General features: G+C 44.6%; 20 protein-coding genes. 11 read left to right on the top strand and 9 right to left on the bottom strand.

What is annotated here, in order from left to right; translation table 11 throughout:
- Positions 1 to 169: 169 nt before the first annotated feature.
- The 4 genes from OCV44_RS07965 to OCV44_RS07950 form a co-directional block, all read right to left on the bottom strand.
- Complete coding sequence (locus OCV44_RS07965; protein WP_139685646.1) at positions 170 to 928, bottom strand: sulfite exporter TauE/SafE family protein; 759 nt, start codon at positions 926 to 928, stop codon at positions 170 to 172.
- Positions 929 to 1,121: 193 nt separating this feature from the next.
- Positions 1,122 to 2,642: a tripartite tricarboxylate transporter permease gene (locus OCV44_RS07960; RefSeq protein WP_009846586.1), complete on the bottom strand. Its 1,521-nt coding sequence runs from the start codon at positions 2,640 to 2,642 to the stop codon at positions 1,122 to 1,124.
- Between the two features lie 10 nt (positions 2,643 to 2,652).
- Positions 2,653 to 3,153, bottom strand: a complete 501-nt coding sequence (locus tag OCV44_RS07955) for a tripartite tricarboxylate transporter TctB family protein (protein WP_004733594.1) — start codon at positions 3,151 to 3,153, stop codon at positions 2,653 to 2,655.
- A 244-nt stretch (positions 3,154 to 3,397) separates the two neighbouring features.
- A complete protein-coding gene (locus OCV44_RS07950; RefSeq protein ID WP_139685647.1) occupies positions 3,398 to 4,369 on the bottom strand; it encodes a tripartite tricarboxylate transporter substrate binding protein in 972 nt (323 codons plus the stop codon).
- Positions 4,370 to 4,952: 583 nt separating this feature from the next.
- Between OCV44_RS07950 and OCV44_RS07945 the strand changes: the two genes are divergently transcribed.
- The 8 genes from OCV44_RS07945 to OCV44_RS07910 all read left to right on the top strand — a co-directional run bounded on the left by OCV44_RS07945 (position 4,953) and on the right by OCV44_RS07910 (position 16,177).
- Positions 4,953 to 5,672: a GntR family transcriptional regulator gene (locus OCV44_RS07945; protein ID WP_139685648.1), complete on the top strand. Its 720-nt coding sequence runs from the start codon at positions 4,953 to 4,955 to the stop codon at positions 5,670 to 5,672.
- 100 nt (positions 5,673 to 5,772) lie between these two features.
- Positions 5,773 to 6,669 (top strand): methylisocitrate lyase, encoded by an 897-nt coding sequence (prpB, locus tag OCV44_RS07940; protein ID WP_139685649.1) that lies wholly within the window; start codon positions 5,773 to 5,775, stop codon positions 6,667 to 6,669.
- A gap of 146 nt (positions 6,670 to 6,815) precedes the next feature.
- The gene (prpC, locus tag OCV44_RS07935; RefSeq protein ID WP_139685650.1) at positions 6,816 to 8,030 is read left to right on the top strand and encodes a bifunctional 2-methylcitrate synthase/citrate synthase; all 1,215 of its coding nucleotides are present in this window, start codon (positions 6,816 to 6,818) and stop codon (positions 8,028 to 8,030) included.
- 101 nt (positions 8,031 to 8,131) lie between these two features.
- Positions 8,132 to 10,768, top strand: a complete 2,637-nt coding sequence (acnD, locus tag OCV44_RS07930) for a Fe/S-dependent 2-methylisocitrate dehydratase AcnD (RefSeq protein ID WP_139685651.1) — start codon at positions 8,132 to 8,134, stop codon at positions 10,766 to 10,768.
- A gap of 9 nt (positions 10,769 to 10,777) precedes the next feature.
- Entirely contained in the window at positions 10,778 to 11,950 is a 1,173-nt protein-coding gene (gene prpF / locus OCV44_RS07925) for a 2-methylaconitate cis-trans isomerase PrpF (protein WP_139685652.1), read from the top strand.
- Between the two features lie 118 nt (positions 11,951 to 12,068).
- On the top strand, positions 12,069 to 13,973 hold the full coding sequence (locus OCV44_RS07920; RefSeq protein ID WP_139685653.1) for a propionyl-CoA synthetase: 1,905 nt from the start codon (positions 12,069 to 12,071) through the stop codon (positions 13,971 to 13,973).
- A gap of 227 nt (positions 13,974 to 14,200) precedes the next feature.
- Entirely contained in the window at positions 14,201 to 14,680 is a 480-nt protein-coding gene (locus OCV44_RS07915) for a GNAT family N-acetyltransferase (RefSeq protein WP_139685654.1), read from the top strand.
- Positions 14,681 to 14,764: 84 nt separating this feature from the next.
- Positions 14,765 to 16,177: a bifunctional NUDIX hydrolase/phosphatase PAP2 family protein gene (locus tag OCV44_RS07910; protein WP_139685655.1), complete on the top strand. Its 1,413-nt coding sequence runs from the start codon at positions 14,765 to 14,767 to the stop codon at positions 16,175 to 16,177.
- 105 nt (positions 16,178 to 16,282) lie between these two features.
- Here OCV44_RS07910 and OCV44_RS07905 read toward each other — a convergent pair whose 3' ends face one another.
- Positions 16,283 to 17,092 carry a Cof-type HAD-IIB family hydrolase gene (locus OCV44_RS07905; RefSeq protein ID WP_139685656.1) on the bottom strand — a complete coding sequence of 270 codons (810 nt, stop codon included), beginning with the start codon at positions 17,090 to 17,092 and terminating at the stop codon, positions 16,283 to 16,285.
- A 184-nt stretch (positions 17,093 to 17,276) separates the two neighbouring features.
- Between OCV44_RS07905 and queE the strand changes: the two genes are divergently transcribed.
- Positions 17,277 to 17,945: a 7-carboxy-7-deazaguanine synthase QueE gene (gene queE / locus OCV44_RS07900; RefSeq protein WP_139685657.1), complete on the top strand. Its 669-nt coding sequence runs from the start codon at positions 17,277 to 17,279 to the stop codon at positions 17,943 to 17,945.
- Positions 17,946 to 18,005: 60 nt separating this feature from the next.
- On the top strand, positions 18,006 to 18,701 hold the full coding sequence (gene queC / locus OCV44_RS07895; protein WP_139685658.1) for a 7-cyano-7-deazaguanine synthase QueC: 696 nt from the start codon (positions 18,006 to 18,008) through the stop codon (positions 18,699 to 18,701).
- 2 nt (positions 18,702 to 18,703) lie between these two features.
- On the opposite strand, the gene OCV44_RS07890 is transcribed toward queC, so the two are convergent.
- The 4 genes from OCV44_RS07890 to OCV44_RS07875 form a co-directional block, all read right to left on the bottom strand.
- The gene (locus OCV44_RS07890; RefSeq protein ID WP_139685659.1) at positions 18,704 to 20,692 is read right to left on the bottom strand and encodes a tetratricopeptide repeat-containing diguanylate cyclase; all 1,989 of its coding nucleotides are present in this window, start codon (positions 20,690 to 20,692) and stop codon (positions 18,704 to 18,706) included.
- A gap of 162 nt (positions 20,693 to 20,854) precedes the next feature.
- Positions 20,855 to 21,205: a DUF2750 domain-containing protein gene (locus OCV44_RS07885; protein ID WP_139685660.1), complete on the bottom strand. Its 351-nt coding sequence runs from the start codon at positions 21,203 to 21,205 to the stop codon at positions 20,855 to 20,857.
- 131 nt (positions 21,206 to 21,336) lie between these two features.
- Positions 21,337 to 21,951 carry an OmpA family protein gene (locus OCV44_RS07880; RefSeq protein ID WP_139685661.1) on the bottom strand — a complete coding sequence of 205 codons (615 nt, stop codon included), beginning with the start codon at positions 21,949 to 21,951 and terminating at the stop codon, positions 21,337 to 21,339.
- On the bottom strand, positions 21,951 to 23,258 hold the full coding sequence (locus OCV44_RS07875) for a TolC family outer membrane protein (protein ID WP_139685662.1): 1,308 nt from the start codon (positions 23,256 to 23,258) through the stop codon (positions 21,951 to 21,953). Before OCV44_RS07875 ends, OCV44_RS07880 begins: the two co-directional genes overlap by 1 nt.
- Before the next feature lie 400 nt (positions 23,259 to 23,658).
- On the opposite strand from OCV44_RS07875, the gene OCV44_RS07870 reads away from it, so the two are divergent.
- On the top strand, positions 23,659 to 23,964 hold the full coding sequence (locus OCV44_RS07870) for a hypothetical protein (protein WP_139685663.1): 306 nt from the start codon (positions 23,659 to 23,661) through the stop codon (positions 23,962 to 23,964).
- Positions 23,965 to 23,968: the final 4 nt, after the last annotated feature.

Raw genomic sequence — 23,968 nt, 5'->3', positions numbered from 1 at the left:
TAAAGGCTAAAAAATAGTCTAAATTGTTATCAAATTTGCTAATTGAAAGACTCGCCTCACATATTTTGGCTTGGCTGTTTTATAAGCAATAAAATAGCGGAATAGGTATTGAGATCGTGGAGTCTTTTCGGTCTGTCTTTCATGTTGAAAGCCTTATTGAACCGAACGTCTAGTTAGCATAAAAAAAGTAAGCGGTGATCAAAAAGCTCGCGATGATCACTGTGGTACGAACATATTGTTGAGGTATGCGGCGAGAGATTTTTGCTGAATAGTAACCACCAACCAATGTCCCAAACAAAACGGCCATGCCAGACGGCCAGTCTATCGAGCCATTGATGACGAAAAACACGATTGCCGCTAACGATGCACACGCAGAAACCAGCAATTTGATGCCATTCATTACGTTTATGTTGGTGTAACCAACCAGAGCCAAGTAGCTCAATGTCACTATCCCCAAACCTGCGTTAAAGTAACCACCATAGATACACACGACCAAAAGCAATAAAGCGGAAAAGAATACCCCTGCGCTGGTGGCGTGCTTATGTTTTATTGTTGCTTGCTTAAGCCATTTGTTGAGTGTGCCACCAAAGGTAAAAAGCAGAGCGGCGAACAGCAATAACCAAGGTACGGATTGGGTGAACAGAGCTTCTGGTGTGTGCAGCAGTAGAAATGCTCCGATGCCACCACCAATTACACACAAACCAATGGTCAGCTTTAGCTGCTTAGTACCTGATTGGATTTCGTGGCGTAGAGCGTAGGCACCACTAATGTAGCCTGCACAGGATGCAAAGGTATTGGTCGCGTTGGCCGCAATAGGAGGCACGCCAGCAAACAATAGAGCGGGAAAGGTGATGAAGCTGCCTCCTCCTGCAATAGAGTTAAGCACGCCACCAACCACGCCTGACAAGAATAGAATCAACCAATCCATAGTTTTAGAATCCAATGCGTTAAATGATGAATTACCTTACTTGATTTTATTATTAATATCAGGGATATGTATTTTTTCAAGAGTCTGATTGTGAGTTTGCTACCATCTTAGAGCTGTGGTCTTTCGAAATGACTGATGCGAAAAAGGAGCCTGAGGCTCCTTTAATTTAGTTTAAGTAAGTGATGTTCTGAGCCTAAACTTCAACTGGCTTTGCTCTAAAGCTCTTGAACAGCTTAACGAGAATCGGACTAGAGAGAACCAATACCGCCAAGATAGTGAATGTCATGGTGATTGGGCGTTCCCAAAGGAAGCTGAGTTCACCATCACTGATCATCAGTGCGCGTCTCAAGTTCTCTTCCATCAAACCACCCAAGATAAATCCAAGCAGCAACGGTGCGAGCGGGAAGTTGGCCAGCCTTAACGCTATCGCCGCCATTGCCACAATTAGCATCACAAACACATCCATCGTGTTGAAAGACACCAAGTACACGCCTGTGATTGAGAAGAAAATAATCATTGGCAGTAGTACCGTTCTTGGTACAGCAAGCAGTTTAGATATGTAAGGGATCAACGGTAGGTTTAAGATAACCAGCACGATGTTGCCAAAGTACATAGAGATAATTACCGACCAGAATACATCTGGATGCTCAACGAACAAGCGAGGACCCGGCTGAATACCATAAGCGATGAGTGCACCAAGCATGATTGCAGTAGTACCAGAACCCGGAATACCGAGTGTTAACAGCGGTACAAATGAACCACTTGAAGCTGCGTTGTTTGCTGATTCAGGAGCCACAAGACCACGAATACTGCCTTTACCAAACTCTTTCTGCTTGTCTTTTGGCGCTAGGCTGCGTTCCATGCCGTAGCTTAAGAAAGCTGCGATAGTCGCGCCAGCACCCGGAAGCACGCCAGTGAAGAAGCCAAGAATTGAAGAACGAATCGAAACGGGCGCGACTTCTTTGAACTCTTCTTTAGTCACTTTCATGCTGCCAATATCGGCCATCTTTTGGCTTTCTTCGCCGCTGGTGTCTTTCTCAGGTTTCAAAATACCCATTAAAGTCTCACCTAAAGCGAATGTTGCCATAGCAAGAAGTAGGAAGCTAAAGCCATCCATTAGGTCTGTTAGGCCAAACGTGAAACGCTCAACACCAACGCCTTTGTCGATACCAACAGTAGATAACATCAAACCAAGAATGGTCATCATCCATGCCTTGATTACCTGACCTGGGCCTGCAAATGCCGCTACAGCCGATAAACCTAACAACATTAATGCAAAGTAGTCTGAAGACTGGAAACTCAATGACACACTAGCTAGAGCCGGAGCCGCAATCAAAAGCATGATTGCCGAAAGCGTGCCGCCTGTGAAAGAAGAGTAGGCTGCAAGTGCCAGCGCTTTACCAGCTTGACCTTTTTGAGCCATCGGGTAGCCATCGAATGCGGTTACTACCGTTGAAGAACAACCTGGAGCGTTGATTAATATTGATGACGTTGAACCGCCAAATACCGCGCCGTAGTACACACCTGCCATCAAAATAAGACCAGAAGAAGGGTCAAGGCCGTATGTAATCGGGATCATCAGCGCGATTGCTGAAATTGGACCGAGTCCCGGTAGCATCCCAATAAAGGTACCAACAAAACAGCCAACAATTACCATCATGATGTTCATTGGCATCACAGCGGTCGAAAGTCCTTGTAAAATTCCGTCTAACATAATGTTATCCCTACCAAAGAGTGAAGATTAAACCAGGCTCTAGGTAGATATCTAAGCCTTGAGTTAATAAAAGAAAGAACGCGATAACGAAAGGAAACGACGCGCCAAATAAAACAGCTTTGCGACGCTCACCCAGTAGATAAAAGCCTGCAAGTAGGAAGAAACTGGTTGCTAAAACAAAGCCAAGATAAGTCAGCCCAACACCGTACAGAGCCATTAATACCAAGAAGCCAATCAGCAGTTTCCAGTTCAGCGGCGTAGTGTCGCATGTGACTTTTTTATCCGGCTGTCCGGTTATAAGCAGGATCAACGAAAGGCCAATGCCGATAAACGTTAGCAGGATAGGTAAGGTTCTTGCTGTGAAGGGTTCGTACTCGTCACCGGGGAACAAAGGAATCAGCGTGGTTTGGTAGCCATAGCATAAACACGCAAGCATAAAGAGCATGGCTCCAATGCGATCCTTCGAAAGCAAAGATTCCTTACTCAGAAATTTGGTTGGTAAGTCCGACATATCCAACTCCATTTGGGGTGGTATAAAAGTAAAAAAGCCGTACATGAGCGAGTCAATGAAATGTCTGGGATCACTAACCAAAGGTAAGCGAATTACGGTACTGGTTTATCAGCCACTTGCGTTTACAACGAATCGGCAAGCGTTAGTAATACGTCTACAAATAAACAAAGGAGTTTGAAGTTAACTCATGCACGGCGAAACAAGGAAAGAGTAAGAGGGCATATAGGCCCTCTATGGTTGTTGGTTATTTCAAGAAACCAAGCTCACGCATTAGGTCGCCCATCTGTTTTTCTTGATCTTCTAGGAAGGCGTAAAAATCTTTGTCAGCTTTGTAGTTGTCGATCCAACCGTTACGGTCACGAACCACTTGCCACTCATCGGTTTTGTACATTTTGCCAAGCGCTACATTCCATTCGTCGATCTTCGCTTGGCTTGTGCCCGGTGCTGCAAAGAAACCACGCCAGTTAGCGAATACGGTTTCGTTGCCGTACTCAGTCAGTGTTGGGATGTTAGGTGCAGCGTCAAGACGCTTTGGTGCCGTTACAGCAAGCACTTTCACTTGGCCAGATTTAGACATCTCTAGCACTTCACCAAGGCCTGTCGAAAGCAGCTGTGTTTCGCCAGAAAGCAGTGCCGCCATTGCTTTGCCGCCTGCATCGTAGGCGATGTAACGTACTTTCTTAGCGTCGAAACCTTCGCCTTTGAATGCTGCTGCTACAACAAGGTGATCCATGCTGCCACGAGCAGAGCCGCCAGCAATTTTCACTTTACGTGGGTTGGCTTCAAACTCTTTAACGACGTCTTCCCAACTGTTGTACTTAGAATCCGCAGACGCGACGATTGCACCGTAGTCGGCAATAGTTGCTGCTACAGGAGTTAGGTCTCGGAAAGATTGAGGGAAGATACCCGTTAGTGAGCGAACAACGATAGGCGTTGAGTTCACCATTAGCGTGTCTTCTTGGCGTTGAGCTGTTTCGATTAGGTGTGCAATGGCTTTACCGCCGCCGCCACCAGACAAGTTTTGGAAAGAGACATTTTCTACGATGTCTGATTTCACTAATACATCACCCGTACCACGAGCTGTCATATCCCAACCGCCACCAGCGCCGCCAGGGATTAGGAAGTGGATTTTTTCTACGTCAGCAGCAAAAGTGTTAAAAGAAAAGGTTGCTGCGATGATAGAAGCCGCAAGAGTAGGTTTCAGTGCCTTGAACATGGTTCACGTTCCTTATGTAGGGGATCTCTTCAATGGAGAGAAACTTATGTTTTATTTCCAGCTACTAAACAGATGAGTAGGGTATTGCTTAGTAGATGAAGCTAAAGTTAACGGTGTGTTAATGAATTGTCTGTAATGCGGCGATATTGAGAATAAAAAACATTGGGTGAATAAAGTGCATAAAGTTCACGGAGGCGTGGCTCATGCCACTATTCGCTAAGAGACATAAAAAGAAGAGCACATCAGCCGTCTTCTTTGTATCCGTTTCTGGATGAGCAGGGGCATATCCACATAGAGACCTGCGTTTGAACAGTTGACTGTCAGTTGTCGACACATTGTTTTCGATTGAATTTGGGGTGGGTAAGAATTTTAAGCTTGCTCACGATTTAACTTAATGAATCACATCTATTTATTGTCTTTTATGGCTTCGTTTTACTGCTTATCTACCGATTAATAAAAATACTACCTTAGTCTAAATTGTCGACAATCTACTTGATTGTCGACAATTTGATCGTGTAATTTATGTTCATGTTATGAAATTGTTGACAATTAAGGTCGGCAATCAGAAGTGAGCAGCGTGAATATGAATACTGCGATAAAAGATCTCACCTTAAGTGCAAACACGAAAACACGTGTGAGCGACAAAGAAAACACCAAGTCGGAAAGCCTGACTGAATACCTAGTCGAGGCGATTGTTAACGGTGAATTACCACCAGGCACTAAGATCTCGGAGCCTGAACTGGCTAAACGCTTTGAGGTAAGTCGAGGGCCATTACGTGAAGCGATAATGCGAGTAGAAGGGCTTGGGCTAATCGAACGCATTCCTCATGTCGGCGCTCGAGTTATTACTTTTTCGGCAGACAAACTGCTAGAGCTTTACGCGGTGCGAGAGGCATTGGAAGGCATGGCGGCTCGATTAGCGGCGAGACACATCACACAAGAAGAGTTGATTGGGCTTGAAGGCTTATTGTCGACACATTCCCAACATATCGATGAAGTCGAAGGTTCTTCCTATTTTCATCAACATGGGGATTTCGATTTCCATTACCGAATTATTAAAGCCAGTCGCAATAGCAAGCTCATTTCGCTGCTGTGTGATGAGCTTTATCACTTATTACGCATGTATCGCTACCAATCGCCTAGAGCACAGTCTCGACCAAAAGAGGCGCTTGATGAACACAAATACATCCTACAAGCGATTCGTAACCGTGATGAAGAGTTAGCGGAAATGCTGATGCGAAGACACATCTCGGGCAGTCGACTGCTTATCGAGCAACAAATTCAATCCAAAGATCTTGATTAACGGGCGACTGATATTTGCCAGCGGATCTGCATTGGCAAGAGCTAAACATCAGTAGTTATAAAAGTTAGATAGAAATAAACAATTAACAGGGAGCGTCATTATGAAGTTATCAGCAGGAGCAAAGTTCCGACAAGCTGTAAAAGACAACGAACCATTGCAGATCGTCGGCACTGTGAATCCGTATTGCGCGATGATGGCAAAGAACTTGGGTCATCAGGCGATTTATTTGTCTGGCGGAGGCATCGCCAATGCGTCTTATGGTTTGCCTGATTTAGGCATCACCACATTGAACGATGTGTTGGTGGATGTTGAACGTATTACCAATGCGTGTGATTTGCCTTTGCTGGTGGATATCGACACGGGTTTTGGTGGCGCATTCAATATTGCACGAACGATTCGTGCGATGGAGAAAGCAGGCGCAGCGGCAATTCACATGGAAGACCAAGTGGCCCAGAAACGCTGTGGTCATCGACCAAACAAAGCGATTGTTAGTCAGCAAGAGATGGTCGATAGAGTGAAAGGGGCAACCGATGCCAGAACCGACGAAAGCTTTGTGATTATGGCTCGTACGGATGCATTGGCGGTTGAAGGAATAGACAGTGCGATTGAACGAGCGATTGCGTGTGTTGAAGCGGGTGCGGACATGATCTTCCCTGAAGCGATGAATCAACTCGACCAATACGTGAAGTTCTCTGCAGCTTTGAAATCAGCGACGGGTAAGCATGTGCCTATTCTCGCCAACATAACTGAATTCGGGCAAACGCCACTTTACAACTGTAATGAGTTAGCACAATCGAGTGTCGACATGGTGCTTTACCCATTGAGTGCGTTCCGTGCGATGAATAAAGCGGCTGAGAATGTTTACAAGCACTTGTTAGTTGAAGGCAATCAGGAAGCTCTGTTGGATTCCATGCAAACCCGTAAAGAGCTTTACGAGCACCTGAATTACCACGACTACGAGAACAAGCTTGACCAGTTGTTTTCAAGCGAAGGGTAAACCAGTTTCAAACAATCAAAAATCAACTTAATCCAATAACGTGAAATGGTTAGTCGCCACATCCAGTTCCGATTTTAATAAGCGTCGGACATATAAATAGTCAGCACCAAAGAGTGCAGGCGGCTAACAAAGAAAAGGAGTTCAACATGTCTGTATCTTTGAGTGATAAAGCAACTGTCGACAATGCGTCAAAGGCGAACAATAACGTAGACCAGAATGAAAGCGTGAAACCGACCAGTACACCTGCGATTGGTGGTGCAGGGCTACGTGGCCAAAGTGCTGGAACCACCGCGCTATGTACAGTAGGTCAGTCAGGAACGGGTTTAACTTATCGTGGTTATGATATTACCGATCTTGCTAATCACGCTCAGTTTGAAGAAGTGGCTCACCTGTTACTAAGAGGTCACTTACCCAATGCCAAAGAGCTAGACGATTACAAAACATTGTTGGTTGGTCTACGCGGCTTACCTCAACCTTTGAAAGTAGCACTAGAGCTTATTCCTGCAGACGCTCATCCAATGGATGTGATGAGAACGGGTTGTTCAATGTTAGGTAATCTAGAGCAAGAGTCTGACTTCTCTGAGCAACTGTTCGCGACTGAACGAATGCTTGCGCTTTTCCCTGCGATTATTTGTTATTGGTATCGCTTTAGCCACGATGGCGTGCGCATTGATACTGAAGATCAAAGCGAAGCATGTCTGGGTGGCTACTTCTTGAAAATGCTAACAGATAAAGCGCCGAGTGAACTGCATAAGCAGGTAATGCACTGTTCGCTAACGCTTTACGCAGAGCATGAGTTTAACGCATCTACTTTTGCTGCCCGTGTCTGTGCATCAACGTTGTCGGATATCCATTCTTGTGTCACCGCAGCGATTGGAACGTTGAGAGGTCCTTTACATGGAGGTGCGAATGAAGCGGCAATGGAAATGATCCAAGATTGGAAAACCGCCGATGAAGCAGAAACTAATATCATGCAGATGCTTGCTAACAAAGACAAAATCATGGGCTTCGGTCATGCCATTTATCGTGAAAGCGACCCACGAAATGCGCTAATCAAGCGTTGGTCAAAAGAGCTAGCTCAAGAGGTAGGTGATAAACAGCTTTACGCCGTTTCAGAACGTGTTGAAGCGGTTATGAAGCGCGAGAAAGGCTTGTTCTGTAATGCTGACTTCTTCCATGCATCGGCATATCACTTCATGGACATCCCAACCAAATTGTTTACTCCGATCTTTGTGATGAGCCGCCTTACAGGTTGGACGGCGCATGTGTTCGAACAAAGAGAAAACAATCGCATCATTCGTCCAAGTGCAGACTACACCGGCCCTGAGCATCAAGACTGGCTACCAATCCATTTACGTTAGTCCTCTATATCGAGCCGACTTATATCTCGAGGTGACTTTTCTCTTCATGTGATAAGGCCTCGAGAACCAACGAATAGAATTTAACAGATAATGGTGGATGTATGTCTGATGTAAAACTTGAAAGAAACCAAGATCTTGATGAAAACAAGTATCGAAAGGTTCTTCCGGGAACGGGCTTAGAATATTTCGATGCTTGCGAAGCGGTAGAAGCGATATCTCCGGGCAGTTATAAAACCTTGCCTTATACGTCGAGAGTATTGGCAGAACAATTAGTAAGACGCTGTGATCCTGAAACCCTTGAAGACAGCTTAAAACAGATCATTGAACGCAAGAGTGACCTTGATTTCCCTTGGTATCCTGCGCGTGTGGTGTGTCATGACATTCTTGGTCAAACAGCCCTAGTAGATTTGGCTGGATTAAGAGATGCGATTGCCGACCAAGGCGGAGACCCTGCCAAGGTGAACCCCGTTGTCGAAACCCAACTGATTGTTGATCACTCTTTAGCCGTGGAACATGCAGGCTTTGATAGTGAAGCCTTTGATAAAAACCGTGCGATTGAAGAACGCAGAAACGAAGACCGTTTTCACTTTATCGAATGGTGTAAAACTGCGTTTAAGAACGTGAGTGTAATTCCTGCGGGTAACGGGATCATGCACCAGATTAACTTGGAGAAAATGTCTCCAGTGATTCAATCTAAAGAAGGAATCGCGTTTCCTGATACCTGTGTCGGCACCGACAGTCATACTCCTCACGTTGATGCTCTGGGTGTTATTGCAATAGGTGTAGGTGGTTTGGAAGCTGAGACTGTGATGCTCGGTCGTCCGTCGATGATGCGTTTGCCAGACATCGTGGGCGTTAAACTGACGGGTCAACGACAAGAAGGGATAACCGCAACGGATATTGTGCTTGCGATTACTGAGTTCCTTCGAAATGAAAAAGTGGTTTCTAGTTACTTAGAGTTCTTTGGTGAAGGTGCTCGTGCACTGACTATTGGCGACCGCGCCACTATATCGAATATGACACCAGAATACGGCGCGACAGCAGGTATGTTCTATATCGATGAACAGACCATACAATACCTAAAGCTGACAGGACGCGAGCCTGAACAGGTTGAGTTAGTTGAGCTATACGCTAAGCAAACCGGACTTTGGGCTGATGATTTAGATTCCGCTCAATACGAACGTGTGCTTGAGTTTGATTTGTCTAAAGTTGAGCGTAACCTAGCGGGGCCTTCCAATCCTCATCGCCGTTTGCCAACCAGAGAGCTAGCTGAACAAGGCATCAGTCAAGCATCTTGGAAAGAGCAGCATGCTAAGCAGTACAGTGACGAGCAGATGCCCGATGGCGCCGTAATCATTGCGGCAATTACTTCTTGTACTAACACCAGTAACCCAAGAAATGTAGTCGCCGCGGCATTGGTTGCTAAGAAAGCCAATCAGCTTGGATTGGTTCGCAAGCCGTGGGTAAAAACGTCATTTGCTCCAGGCTCTAAGGTCGCCAAGCTCTATCTTGAGTCAGCAGGTTTGCTTCCTGAACTGGAACAATTAGGCTTCGGTATCGTGGGTTATGCGTGTACGACCTGTAACGGGATGAGCGGGGCGTTAGATCCTAAAATCCAACAAGAGATCATCGACCGCGACCTGTACTCAACCGCTGTGTTATCGGGGAACCGAAATTTCGATGGTCGAATCCATCCATACGCAAAGCAAGCCTTTTTAGCGTCACCGCCATTGGTGGTTGCTTATGCCTTAGCGGGTACGATTCGCTTTGATATCGAAAAAGACAGTTTAGGTACGGACAACAATGGAAAGCCAATCTACTTAAGTGATTTATGGCCGAGTGATGCAGAAATTGATGCGGTTGTCGGTGAGCATGTTAAGCCTCAGCAATTCCAACAAATCTACGTGAAAATGTTCAAGCCAGACGAGGAGCAGGTGACTACTGAACCGCTTTATGACTGGCGACATCAAAGTACCTATATCCGAAGACCACCTTATTGGGAAGGGGCTCTTGCGGGAGAACGAAACCTATCTGGTATGAGACCTTTAGCGATTCTGGGTGACAACATTACTACGGATCACTTATCCCCTTCAAATGCGATTCTGGCTTCGAGCGCAGCGGGGGAATACCTAACCAAAATGGAAGTGCCGGAAGAGGACTTTAACTCTTACGCGACCCATCGAGGTGATCACTTAACCGCGCAACGAGCAACATTCGCCAACCCTAAGCTGTTTAACGAAATGGTGAGGGACGCTGGAGAAGTCGTGCAAGGTTCATTAGCAAGGGTTGAACCCGAAGGTCAAGTTACGCGAATGTGGGAAGCGATAGAAACCTACATGAACCGTAAACAACCCTTGATAGTGGTTGCTGGTGCCGATTATGGACAAGGTTCATCACGAGATTGGGCAGCCAAAGGGGTGCGTTTAGCGGGTGTTGAAGTGATTGTGGCAGAAGGGTTTGAACGAATTCACAGAACCAACTTGGTTGGCATGGGCGTACTGCCTCTGCAATTCAAAGCGGGGACCAATCGCAACACCTTAGAATTGGACGGTACCGAACTTTACGACGTGTACGGTGACATTGAAGCAGGTTCAGACTTGGCTTTAGTGATCACTCGTAAAAGCGGTGAAAAGCTTGATGTGCCAGTAACCTGCCGACTAGACACCGCAGACGAAGTGAATGTTTATAGCGCTGGTGGAGTGTTGCAACGTTTCGCCAAAGACTTTCTTGCACAGTAGGAGCTAGTTATGAACATCAAACAGATTAAAGTACCTGCTACCTACATGCGGGGCGGAACAAGCAAAGGGGTTTTCTTCAACTTAAGTGACTTACCTGAAGCTGCGCAAGTTGCCGGAGAAGCTCGAGACGCATTACTTCTGCGCGTGATTGGCAGTCCAGACCCTTATGGTAAACAAACCGATGGTATGGGTGGTGCAACATCGAGTACCAGTAAAACCGTGATTGTTTCGAAAAGCAGTAAAGCCGATCACGATGTTGATTACCTATTCGGCCAAGTGGCGATAGATAAGCCGTTTGTGGATTGGAGTGGTAACTGTGGGAACTTGTCTGCAGCGGTCGGTCCGTTCGCTATTCATAGTGGCTTGGTTGACTTGACTCGTATCCCTGAAAACGGTGTTGTTGAGGTGCGAGTATGGCAAGTGAATATCCAGAAAACCATTATTGTTCATGTGCCTATCACCAATGGTGAAGTCCAAGAGTTAGGTGACTTTGAGCTTGATGGTGTGACTTTTCCTGCCGCTGAGATCCAAGTCGATTTTCTTGACCCTGCCGATGCGAGTGGTTCTATGTTCCCTACAGGGAGTGTTGTCGATTTTTTAGATGTTCCCGAATTGGGTTGCATCAAAGCAACATATATCAATGCAGGGATACCCACCATTTTTGTTGATGCTGAATCAGTTGGTTATCAAGGCACAGAGCTTCAATCTGATATCAATAGTGATGCCAAAGCTTTGGCACTTTTTGAATCTATCCGAGCGCACGGTGCGGTTGCGATGGGTCTGATTGATTCTTTAGAACAAGCTGGATCACGCCAACACACACCGAAAGTCGCGTTTGTTGCTAAGCCTCAAGCGTACCAAGCTTCAAGTGGTAAATCGGTATTAGCTGACGATACCGACCTTCTGGTGCGAGCTTTGTCTATGGGGCAACTGCATCACGCCATGATGGGCACAGCTGCGGTCGCCATTGCTTCAGCGGCGAGTGTTCCGGGTACGTTAGTGAACTTGGCAGCCGGTGAGGGTTCCCGTGATTTTGTGACCTTTGGTCATCCATCAGGAACCTTAAAGGTGGGAGCTAAAGCTATTCAGACGGAAAGCGGCTGGAAAATTGAAAGGGCGATCATGAGTCGTAGTGCCCGAGTGATCATGGAAGGTGCCATCCGTGTGCCTTTTCCTAAGTAAAGCGATTGTCGTGAACGGTTAAATGTTCACGAACACAACGCTGAGAAAAGAGTGCAATCAAGTGCTACTGCCAAAAGCTAGGCGCTTGGACTAATGGATAAATCATGGAGGAGGCACTATGTCTGCTACGAATCGAATGAAAAGAAAAACCGATTATATCACCGAGTATCAATGGGCTAGGGAAGACCCCAATTCGTTTTGGGAAACACAATCACAAGCGATAGATTGGTTTGAACCACCAAAAACGATGTTACAAACTGACGATAACGGTATTGAGCGTTGGTTTCCTGATGGGGTGATGAACACCTGCTGGTTGGCGTTGGATTATCATTGCGAAAATGGTCGTGGTAATAAAGTGGCACTGATTTACGACTCTCCAGTGACAGGGACTCAATCATCGTACACCTACGACCAACTGCGTAACCAAGTGGCTAAAGTCGCAGGTATGTTAGCGACGCAAGGCGTTACCAAAGGCGATCGTGTGGTGATTTATATGCCAATGATTCCTGAAGCAGCAATGGCAATGCTAGCCTGTGCACGACTAGGCGCGGTTCACTCCGTGGTATTTGGCGGATTTGCTCCTCATGAGCTCGCCGTTCGTATCGAAGATGCCGAGCCGAAGGTGTTGATTACCGCCTCCTGCGGTGTCGAGATAAATAAAGTCCTGCCATATAAGCCGATGGTCGATCGCGCAATCATGGACAGTCGCTGGAAACCCGAGAAAGTGGTGGTATTCCAAAGAGAGCAGTCTCTAGCTGAATTGAACAATGAACGCGATGTACTCTGGCAGCAAGCCGTTGCGGATGCATTGCCTCACGTATGTGTGCCTGTTCTAGCGACTGACCCACTATATATATTGTACACATCAGGGACGACGGGTAAGCCAAAAGGCGTGGTGCGTGATAATGGTGGTCATGCGGTTGCGATGAAATACTCGATGAGTACTATCTACGATATACCACAAGACGGCGTGTTTTGGGCGGCCTCTGATGTTGGTTGGGTAGTTGGGCATTCCTATATTGTTTATGCGCCACTGATTCATGGTTGTACGACGATTCTGTTTGAAGGTAAGCCAGTCAGAACGCCAGACCCAGGTGCATTCTGGCGTGTGTGCGAAGAATACAAGGTCGATGTGTTGTTTTCCGCGCCAACAGCGTTTAGAGCCATCAAGAAAGAAGATCCCGAAGGCGAGTTACTCACCAAGTATGACTTATCATCGCTCAAGTCGATTTTCATGGCGGGAGAGCGTTTAGACCCGCCAACACTAGACTGGGTTGAATCTCACACCAGCAAACCGGTTGTCGACCACTGGTGGCAAACGGAGACGGGTTGGGCTATCTCTGCCAATCCAACAGGACTTGAGTCTTTGCCTGTAAAGGCGGGTTCTTCAACCAAACCTGTACCGGGTTACCAAGTAGAGATCTTCAATGAGCTAGGTGAAATCGCACAACCGAATCAACAAGGTTTTGTGGCACTCAAACGTCCCCTACCACCCGGTTGTCTGCCAACGGTTTGGCGTAATCATGATCGATTTGAGTCTGGCTATCTGAGCCAATTCCCGGGCTATTATGTTTCGGGTGATGGCGGCTACCTTGATGAAGATGGGTATCTATTTATCATGGGTCGTATCGACGATGTGATAAACGTAGCGGGACACCGTCTGTCGACCGGAGAAATGGAAGAGATCGTTGGTGGTCACCCAGCCATTGCAGAATGCGCGGTAGTCGGTATTCACGATGACTTAAAAGGACAACTTCCATTAGGTCTAGTTGTGTTAAAAGATGGCGTAAAAGTCGATGGCATTGAACTGCAAGCGGAGTTGGTTGGCAAGGTTCGCAATGAGATTGGTGCGGTCGCCTGTTTTAAGCAAGCCTTGGTTGTTGAGAGACTACCTAAGACACGCTCCGGTAAGATTTTGCGCAGAACCATACGACAGATCGCAGAAGGTGAACAATATGTGGTGCCTTCGACGATTGACGACCCTACCAGCTTAACTGAAATTGCTGAAAAGCTAGGTAAGTAAGGAAAGCCTTGCAGGACAAGATGAAGCTTCCATAGGCGTGCTTCATCTTAAGTGGCTTTTATTCATAGTGTTCTCTTCTAATTCCAACCAGTTTCTTTTTGTTGTGAGGTCACGGATATCGAAAATCTGATAATCAAATGAATTCATTCAATAGCTTGTATCGATACACGCGGCAAGTAAACTAGACTCAGTTTAGATATTAATTTGGTTTGAGAAGCGCAATAGTCATGAATGTCACCTTAAGGGCTGCAAAGCACACGGATTTGGAACAACTTAATGAGTTAATGTTCGATCTCCACCATCATCACCACCTTGCTAGCCCAGAGCATTTTAAAACGGCAGAAGAGATTGAGCAGGAAAAAAGCATTGCACGTTACTTGGATGATCCTGAATGCTTGGTTTATGTGGCATTAAAAGGTGAGCTCATTGTTGGCTTTATCTCCGGACATTTTTGTGAGCTTATCTCAACGGTGAGTAAACCGGTGCCGATGGGGAGTGTCGATGAACTGTTTGTCTTGCCTGATTATCGAAAAGAATCGATTGCTGAAAAGTTGTTTAGCAAAGTTGAAGCGACTTTTGATGATTATGGGGTTGAACAAATCTTTGTAGAGGTTTGGGACTTTAATTCACCTGCCAAGGACTTCTATCAAAAAATGGGGTTCACACCTCACATTCAATGGATGAGAAAGGCTTTGAACAAAACATAGACAGCGATTTTGTGTGGGTTTGATTACAATAGGCTCGATGCATTAGCAGTCTTCTCTTTCTTCTCTTATTTTTAGGTAAATTCGTTGGTTATTCGATATTTATTAGTTTTTATTTTGTCTCTTTTGAGTGCTACTTCCGCTTGGGCTAACAACACCTTGCCTGATCATATCGCGGGCGCTTTGTGTGTAGTACGTGCTGATAACCAAATCGTGTTGGTTGATGAATTGATAACAGGTCATTTATCTCTGCCGGGTGGTACTGTTGTTTCTGGTGAACCGCCAGCGGTTGCGGCGCAACGTGAAACTTGGGAAGAGGCGGGTTTGTCCGTCACGGTCGGTGATGTGTTGGGTTATACCGACAGTGCCGTTGTGTATGATTGCGTTTCTGATTCTGAAGTGATCAGCTACCAAGCTCGAAATGAGTTAGGTGGCTTTGAGCTACCAATTTGGTTCGCTCCTCATTATGGAGTGGAAGTGAGTCGCGCAATGTTATTGCCGCCAACTGAATTGGACGCAAATCAATACCGCTATCCGGAACAATGGTCTGAGATTAACGAATTCTTTCTATCCGCGACAAATCAGCCGGTGACTTACGTGACTGAGCTGGTGGGCGCAGCGCCTAAAGTTCATCAAGTTGAATTGAACGGGATTGTTTCACTTCAAAACACGTTCGATAACCTGCCGAATGTTTTTGCTAATACGGTGCTTTTGACAGACTTATTAGCAAAGCCGTGGATTTTTATCGTGATCTTGCCGCTAGTCGCCTGGCATTTTGGCCGTAATTTCGCGTTGAAATTTGGTTTCACGCTAATATCAGTGACTCTGCTGACTTTAATTGCTCATCAAGGCTTTGGGTTTCCACGTCCGCATGCCTACCTTCCAACATTGAAATTGGTGATGAGCAGTGGGTATAGCTTCCCAAGTCTGTTAGCCGCCTTGTGGGTTAGCTTAACCTTGTTAGTTCTTTGGAAGCTAAAGCGTTTGTTTGACCAAAAATCGCTCGCGATGGTGGTCGTTGGTCTGCTTTGGATCATGCTGTTTAAGTCATACTCTGGCAGTGCATTCTTTAGTGACGTACTGATGGGCGGTATTATGGGCGCATTAGCGACTTGGCATATCGTGAGATTAGACGCGAAACCTGATGTTGATATTAGTGTATTACTAAGTTCTAAAGCTGTGTGGTGGGGCTTATGCTTGATATCGGTTGTGCTGACGGTTATCTGGCCATTACCGACATTCACTTTTTGGTTGGCGATTTTGATGACGATTGCATGTCTAGTGACGTTAACGGACTCAAAACCTTTGGTGGGTCAGTTCTCATTTAAGATCGTGGTTGGGGTTATTGTGATGTTACTTGCCGGAAATTTGTTGATCAGTTGGGTGGGCAGCTTTGTCTCATTTAGTGGTATCGCTTCCTTTATTGTCGAGACCTTACGTTTTCCAATCTTGATTTTGTTCGGTGTCGTGGCATTTCGTCTGCCTTGGGCTAGACAATAATAAGTGGAACGACTTATGTAAAAAGAAGGCTGTGCAATGCACAGCCTTCTTTATATCAATGTATTTTAGGATGAGACAGATAAAGCAAAGGGCTCTATCTAGTGCTTACGAGTTGAAGATAAACTTTTCAATCGCGACAGCTACACCGTGTTCGTCATTGCTTGCTGTAATGTAGTCAGCTAGCTTCTTGGTTTCTTTCATTGCGTTTTCCATCGCGATACCCATGCCCGCGTATTCAAGCATATGGTGATCGTTTTCAGCATCGCCCATGCAGATCACTTCTTCCGCAGTAATCCCCAAATGTTTAGCAATAGCCTCAATACCTACACCCTTGTTTGAATTTGGGTTTAAGAACTCTAAGAAGAATGGTGCACTTTGCACAATAGTAAACTGAGTCTTAAGCTCTTGTGGTAACTTGCTGATGATTTCGGTGAGTTTGCTTGGCTCAGCAACAATCATAGTTTTGATGATTTCGTGGTCGTCTTCTAGTTGAGAAAAGTCGAATTCGGTAATCTCTAAGCCGTTAATACGCGCTTCAATAGCGGTGTACTCATTGTTTTCAGGGGTGATTAAGCCATGAATCTTGCTGAATGCATGAACATAACCACCAAGCTGTTCAGCTAGTGCTGCGATCTCTTTCGCGGCTTTACCATTGCTGATTTCACTATGAATGAGTTCTTTTGTAGAGACGTTTTGAACCATAGAGCCGTTGTAGAAGAGCACAAAGTCATCTTCGCCGTTGATCGAAAGCTCGTCTAACTTACTTTGCATACCTTCTAAAGGACGACCAGAAGCCAGAACCACTTTCACACCTGCAGCACGTGCTTTGGCAATCGCGTCTTTATTCTCTTGAGAAATTACTTTATCACTGTTGAGCAGTGTGCCATCCATATCAAGAGCAATCAGTTTGTACATGTTGTTCCTTACTAAAAATTAAAAGCTAACGAAATCTAATGGGCGAAAGGATAAGGGAACTTGAAAGCTCAGGCTAGGGCTTTGATCAAGTCATTTATCAGTACTCATTTGTTTGACCAAAAGGGGCAAGTGCTTTAAGGTCTGCGGTTGATTAATTTCATCAAATGATTGAGCTGAGGGTAAGTTGTACAAGATTAATGAAATGTTTGAAACCATCCAGGGTGAGGGCGTATTTACCGGCGTTCCCGCTGTTTTTGTTCGACTGCAAATTTGCCCTGTAGGCTGTTCTTGGTGTGATACCAAACAGACTTGGGAAGCGTTGCCGGAAGATGAGACCAGCCTTGGCGATATTATGGTTAAGACAGAGGATTCACCAACTTGGTCAGCAATTGATGCTCAAGGAATCGTGAATGAATACATCAAGCAAGGTTACACGGCTAAGCACATTGTGATTACTGGTGGTGAGCCGTGTATTTATGATCTTGTCCCTCTTACTGAAGCATTTGAGCAACACGGTTGTCGCTGTCAGATTGAGACCAGCGGAACATCAGAAGTCAAAGCAACAAGTGGTACTTGGGTTACGGTGTCACCAAAAGTGGCAATGAAAGCGAAACTGGATATCCTTGATAGCGCACTCGTTCGTGCGAATGAAATCAAACACCCTGTTGGTACAGGTAAAGATATCGAGCAGCTTGATGCTCTTCTTGCTAGAGCCGATGTTCCTGCAAAGACCGTCATTGCACTTCAGCCTATTAGCCAAAAAGAACGTGCAACACAGCTGTGTATCGACACTTGTATTGAACGTAACTGGCGTTTATCTATTCAAACTCACAAATATTTGAGCATCGCATAGGTTGCGTTGGTTTACTGGCCTAGATAAGTCGCTAGTAGAAGATTCTCGTAAGGATTTAAGATGAAAAAAGCAGTCGTAGTATTCAGTGGTGGTCAAGACTCAACAACGTGTCTTGTTCAAGCATTAAAAGAGTATGATGAAGTTCATGCGATTACGTTTGATTATGGTCAGCGCCATAGACTCGAGATTGAAGTGGCTGAGTCATTGTCGAAAGAGCTTGGTGTGAAAGCGCACAAAGTAATGGATGTGACTCTGTTAAACGAGCTTGCGATTAGCTCTCTGACTCGTGACGATATTCCTGTATCGCATGAGCTACAAGAGAATGGATTACCAAACTCGTTCGTTCCTGGTCGTAATATTCTTTTCTTAACATTGGCCGGTATCTACGCATACCAAATCGGTGCTGAGACGGTGATTACTGGTGTGTGTGAAACAGATTTCTCTGGCTACCCTGATTGTCGTAATGACTTTGTGAAGGCGATGAACTCTGCACTTGTACAAGGTATGGATAAGCAGCTTAATATTAAAACACCGTTAATGTGGCTCAACAAAGCTGAAACATGGGCTTTGGCAGATCAGAACTCAGCACTCGAACTTGTTAGAAACAAAACACTGACCTGCTACAACGGCATTGTCGGTGATGGCTGCGGCGACTGTCCAGCGTGTGAACTACGTAAAATAGGCCTTAACGATTACCTAGGTGATCGCCAAGGTATTATGGCTGAATTGGTTCGCAAGCAGGGTGAGAATAAATAACCTCATGAGTCAATAGGTTCGTTATAAGCATCAATGATGCAGTTTCGGCCGTTGCTCTTTGCTTGATACAGCGCCTGGTCAAGCACTGAATACAAGTCATCAAAGTCACTTAATGCGTTTGAGGTTGCTAAATAAGCAAAGCTCGCGGTTACATTAAGTGGCTTTTTGTTTTCTGATAAGAAGACTGCACTCGAAATGGCATAATGTAACTCCTCTACACGCTCTTGTACTTCAGCTGGTTTTGTATCAGTAAGCACGATCAGAAATTCTTCGCCGCCTAAACGCCCGAACAGCTCACCTTTAATTAAATGTTGTCTTATTTGCTGACTTATATGAACCAGCGCTCTATCTCCAGTAGGGTGGCCATATTGGTCATTAATTTTCTTGAATTTATCTAGATCGAGTAAAACGAGAACATGTTGTTTTTCTGTTCCTTTACAGGCTTTGATACGCTTGACTCTTCGTATTACCTCGGTGCGACTATACGCCTTTGTCATGGCATCGATTGCTGCTTTCGCACGAATGGCTTTGTTTGTGAAGATCATAAAGCTAGCCGCACACAGCAATAGAATAACAATGATGTTATACACCATCCTTTGATGTTCCATCTTTTCGATTTGAAGTCGGTCTAAATTTGCTTGATGTCTCAGGAAAGAACTCTCTAGTTCTTTTTCGTACCTAGCATGAGCTAGATCTAGTGCTTCAAAAGCCAACCTGTTATCTATATCTCGGGTTTCGAACTGTATTAAGGAGTATCGCTGATAGAAATAGAAAGCTTGCTTGTAATCGCTGAGTGTCTGATGAATATCAGATAGTTGAAGTAGTGCTTGAGCTGTGTACTTATGTCTTGTGACTTGTTCGGATAGCTCCAAAGCTTGTTGTGCATAATTGAGCGCTTCCGTTTTAAGTTTTTGGTCTTCGAACATATCGCTGATTGCTAAGAAAGCGTTGATTCGAATGACATCGTTGTTTAGCTTGCTTGAAGCCGACAGAGACTCTACTAAGTAGTCTCTCGCCAAATCATAGTTCTTCGTCTGCGTGTATGCCTTTCCTAAACCAAGAGTTGTTAGCGCAATGCCGTAGCTATGAGATGACGTAGTCAACAGTGCTTTTGCTTTTTGAAAGTGATTAATTGCTAGGTCACTTTGTCCTTGATTAAGGTAAAGATCTGCAAGGCTATGATGAACTTGTGCTTTCATCAAATCAGAAGCATCCGATCTCAGAGCGAGTGCTTCTATGAGGTACTCAGCCGATTTATCATATTGCTTTAACTCTTTGAGCAAATTACCCACATCGTTATAGATCCCCGAAATATCGTGTCCTTGTGGGAACACGCTTATCAGTGATAGGTAAGTATCTAGCGCGGCTTGATAGTCGCTGCGGAAATGGTGATTGTTAGCGATCACTCGATAAGTGCCAAATTTTGGTAATACAGGGTCAGCAATGTCATGCAAATCCGACTGAAGTGCGGAACAGTAATAGTTAGCTTGATGATATTTAGCTTGCTCATTGAGAGAACGACATAATTGGTATTTTAATAATGTTCTACCTGTAACATCGTTGATTGATTGCATTTTTACTAATATGGACAAAAAGCCTTGCTGAGCTTCCTTATACAGGCCTTGACCATCGTTCATTAGGGCGGTAATAAACGCTTGTTCTATTGCTTGGTATTCACTGTCGTTTGAAGCGATTCCATAAAACGGTTGTTCTCGCTGGCTCATATACTGATATAGCAGTGCCGAAAGGTAGAGCTTATCCCCGTAGGTTGTTGAGCTAGTGTAGCGTGTTTGCAGCATGTTCAATGCGCGCGAAGGGGAATGAGTTAGAGTCGAGAGATAGAGTGCGTTCCAATCAGCATTTGGAGTTGTGTGGGGATCTAATATCGAGGTGCTAATTGTTGGAGAAGATTCATGATCCGCTGTTGATGCTTGGCTAAAGGAATAAAGGTTGATGAAAAGCAGAAAGGCAATGAAAATGAAGTGAATCACGAGATAATATCAATCAGATAAAGAACGGTATTCTATTGTTAGTTTGATATTGCTTCAAATTTTTTGGCGAGTTGATGGTTTTTTATGTGAGGTAAATCTCTAATTCTCAATGGCTTATTAGTGGCAATCGGTCGTGCGCTATTGCACGACCGATATTGGAAGCTAGATGTATAATTTTGCTAGTTCAGAAGGCTCAAGTTCTTTGCCTTCCAATGTCGCATTCCAGTTAGTACCAACAAGAACACCGTCTTCAGCTAGAGTCAGTAACCAATCTTCTGCAAAAATATCTAGTGGGATTTCTAATACTTCGAAGTCTGCCCACTCTTCAACGTTGTGAGTCTGAGCGTCCTCTTTTGAAGACCAAAACGGCATCACTTCACTGTTTTCGAATTCACTTGAGTCACATGCTAGCCAACCTTCTTCATTGCGAAGGCCCCATACCAGCTTAGTTTCTTGTGTTTCAGAAACGAAAAGTTCTAGATTTGCTTGAGTATCAGCGGTTAGTTTGCTCATGAATATTTTCTCTATGTTGATAACAAGACAAGATTAACATTATACAAGGGGTAGGTATACGCCGATAAGGGAATTATAAAGATACTGAAACGCTTACGTAACGTTTCAGTATGGTTTGAGTGCGGTAGAATCTATTTACCGATTTTAGTAAATATATGCCACTCTTCTTTAATGTTACCTTTAAATCCGACAACAGAAGCTACAACTTTTCTGTTCAGTGCATGATTAGTTTCGGTGTCATTATCACGGAAGCCGACATCACCGTAACCTACGGTATAGGCTCTAGACGGTGGAATTCCATTGCTAATAAGTGCACGCCTTACATTGTTCGCTCGCTTTTCTGACAGTTTCAGGTTGTGTTCAGCATTGCCCACTTTACTGGCATAACCTTGAAGTTGGATACTTGTATTCTCGTAACGTTTTAGAAACGCAGCCATTTGACGGATTTGGCCCAGGAATACAGGTTTGATTTCTGCAGAGTCGTTAGCAAACAAAATATGAAGTTCTTTTTGTTCACTAGACTCGAAATACGAGCCGCAGCCATCATTATCTATTTCAGCGCCTATTTGTGTGTCTATACATAAATCGCGAGCGTTGATAACACCATCATTATCATCATCTTCGAGATCATAACTTTGTGTGGTGCTAGGAAGAGCACGATAAGTGAATTCATCATTTGTTTCAGCCATGATGTTGGCAGAAGCAACCACGAAGCATAGTGGAAGTATAGTTTTGAGAAGCTTCATTAATATTCTACCTTTTCATTCCATTCTTGTGGAGTCTCGATACGTAACCCTGTTAATAGATTACCTGTCGCATTCATGACTCTATACTTTGCGTACTGTACATCGTACTTAGCGTCTAAAAATCCCTTACGTGCTTCGAATAGTTCATTTTCAGTGTTAAGTAGATCGAGAAGGGTACGCTTACCAATTCGGTATTGTTTTTCATAAGAGATAACTGTGTCAGAAGCCGAGTCTACGTGATCCGACAAGAAATCTTTCTGCTGAACGGTTAAGTCAAGAGCGCTCCATGAAAGGCGTAAGCTTTCTTCTACATTGCGGTAAGTACTCTCACGTAGGTCTTTTGCTTTGTTGAGTTGATAAGCAGCACTTTCAGCACGGTCTTGATCGGCCCCACCGTTATAGAGATTGTACTTTAAGCGGAGCATCGCAGAAAATTCATCGCTGTTGCCTTTCGTACCACCTGCATCATCACGCCACCTTTGAGCGGCTTCAAAAGAAACAGTTGGGTAGTTGGTACTCTTCGACTGTTTGTACTGGAACTTCGCTGAATCTACATCAGCCTGTGCAATTTTGATAACTGGGTGTTGGTTAAAGGCTTTTGCCAAAGCACCGTCAATGGTGTAGGGAATTGAACCTGCATCTGCACGTGGATACACCAAGCCTAGTGGGGCTTGGCCAACAAGGCGTTTGAATTGAGTATGGGCATCAAATAAATTATTTTGTGCTGCTAGCAAATTACCATGCGCTTTTGCTATACGAGCTTCTACCTGAGACATGTCTGCCGTAGAACCAATGCCTGAATCAACTCGTTTCTTGATATCTATATAGATATTTTTGTGCGTCGCCAGATTGTTTTCAGAAAGTGTAAGCACTTCGTAAGCTTTAACGGAATCAAGATAGACTTTGGTTACTTGCAGTGCAATATCTTGAGCGCTAGATAGCAATTGATAACGGACAGACTCTGCATCAGCAGCGGTACGATCAATGTCGTTAGAAGTATTCGCGCCATCCCAAATGAGTTGTGTCAACGTAATTGCTGCTTCTTTACGCGTTAGATCTGTTGAGCTCGAATTCGTCGCCAAATCCGTATATTCGTAACCAATGCCACCGTCTAAATCTATACTCGGGCGGTAAGCTCCACCAGAAGCATCGTTAAGGTAACGTTGACTAACGTACTGGTTATATGCCGCTTTGATTTCAGGGTTACTTTCTAAAGTAAACGCGACGGCTTGCTCTAAGGTTTGTGCGCTAGCCGGTAAACTGAGTGCAATAGCCAACCCTAATGTAGTCGTTTTAATCCAGTTCAATTTCAATCTCCCAAAAATGGAGTATCACCTAAGTTTGTCGCTTTTAAGCTTGAATATATCAAATTTAGATGAACCGCCAAAAAAATAACGAATGCCCAATGAGCATTCGTAAATGGTTGTAAAGTTGTTAACCGATCGCCGTACAATTTAAGTCGATTTTAAGTGCTTAAATTTGATTTGAGTGTTTGGGTTATCTTTCCCTAAGACAATAACTTATATGGAAGTTTTCGTCATCTTAATTATCACTCAGTGACCGTTATCATTCGTTTACATTGTAAGTTATTAAACATGTAATTCATAGCTAGGAATTATATGACATTAGATGTTATATTGTCACTAGATTATAAAATTGATGTCACTATTTTGACGTCGCAAACAGAAAGTGAGCTTAGGGATTTATATGGACATGACAGTATTGAATGCGAGCGGTGCATTAGCATTAGGTCAACGCATTGTTATTTCGATAGATGGCACAATCAAGGTCCTAGAAGACGGCCAGCCATTACAAGCTGGGGATGTCGTTTTAGAATCCCAAAATGCAAATTCTGAATCTCAGATTTCAGTTAAGCGCTTTACGCCACAAGGAAAAGATGGCGATGAAGTCGAACTTGACCAAGACATTGAAAATATTTTTGCCGCTTTAGAAGAAGGTCAAGACCCTACAGAGTTAGGCGAAGAGTTCGCAACTGCTGCTGGTGTAAGTTGATCGA

Origin of the sequence: Vibrio tasmaniensis (genome assembly GCF_024347635.1) — a bacterium.
Lineage (GTDB): Bacteria > Pseudomonadota > Gammaproteobacteria > Enterobacterales > Vibrionaceae > Vibrio > Vibrio tasmaniensis.
This window is presented reverse-complemented; position numbering and strand designations above follow the sequence as displayed.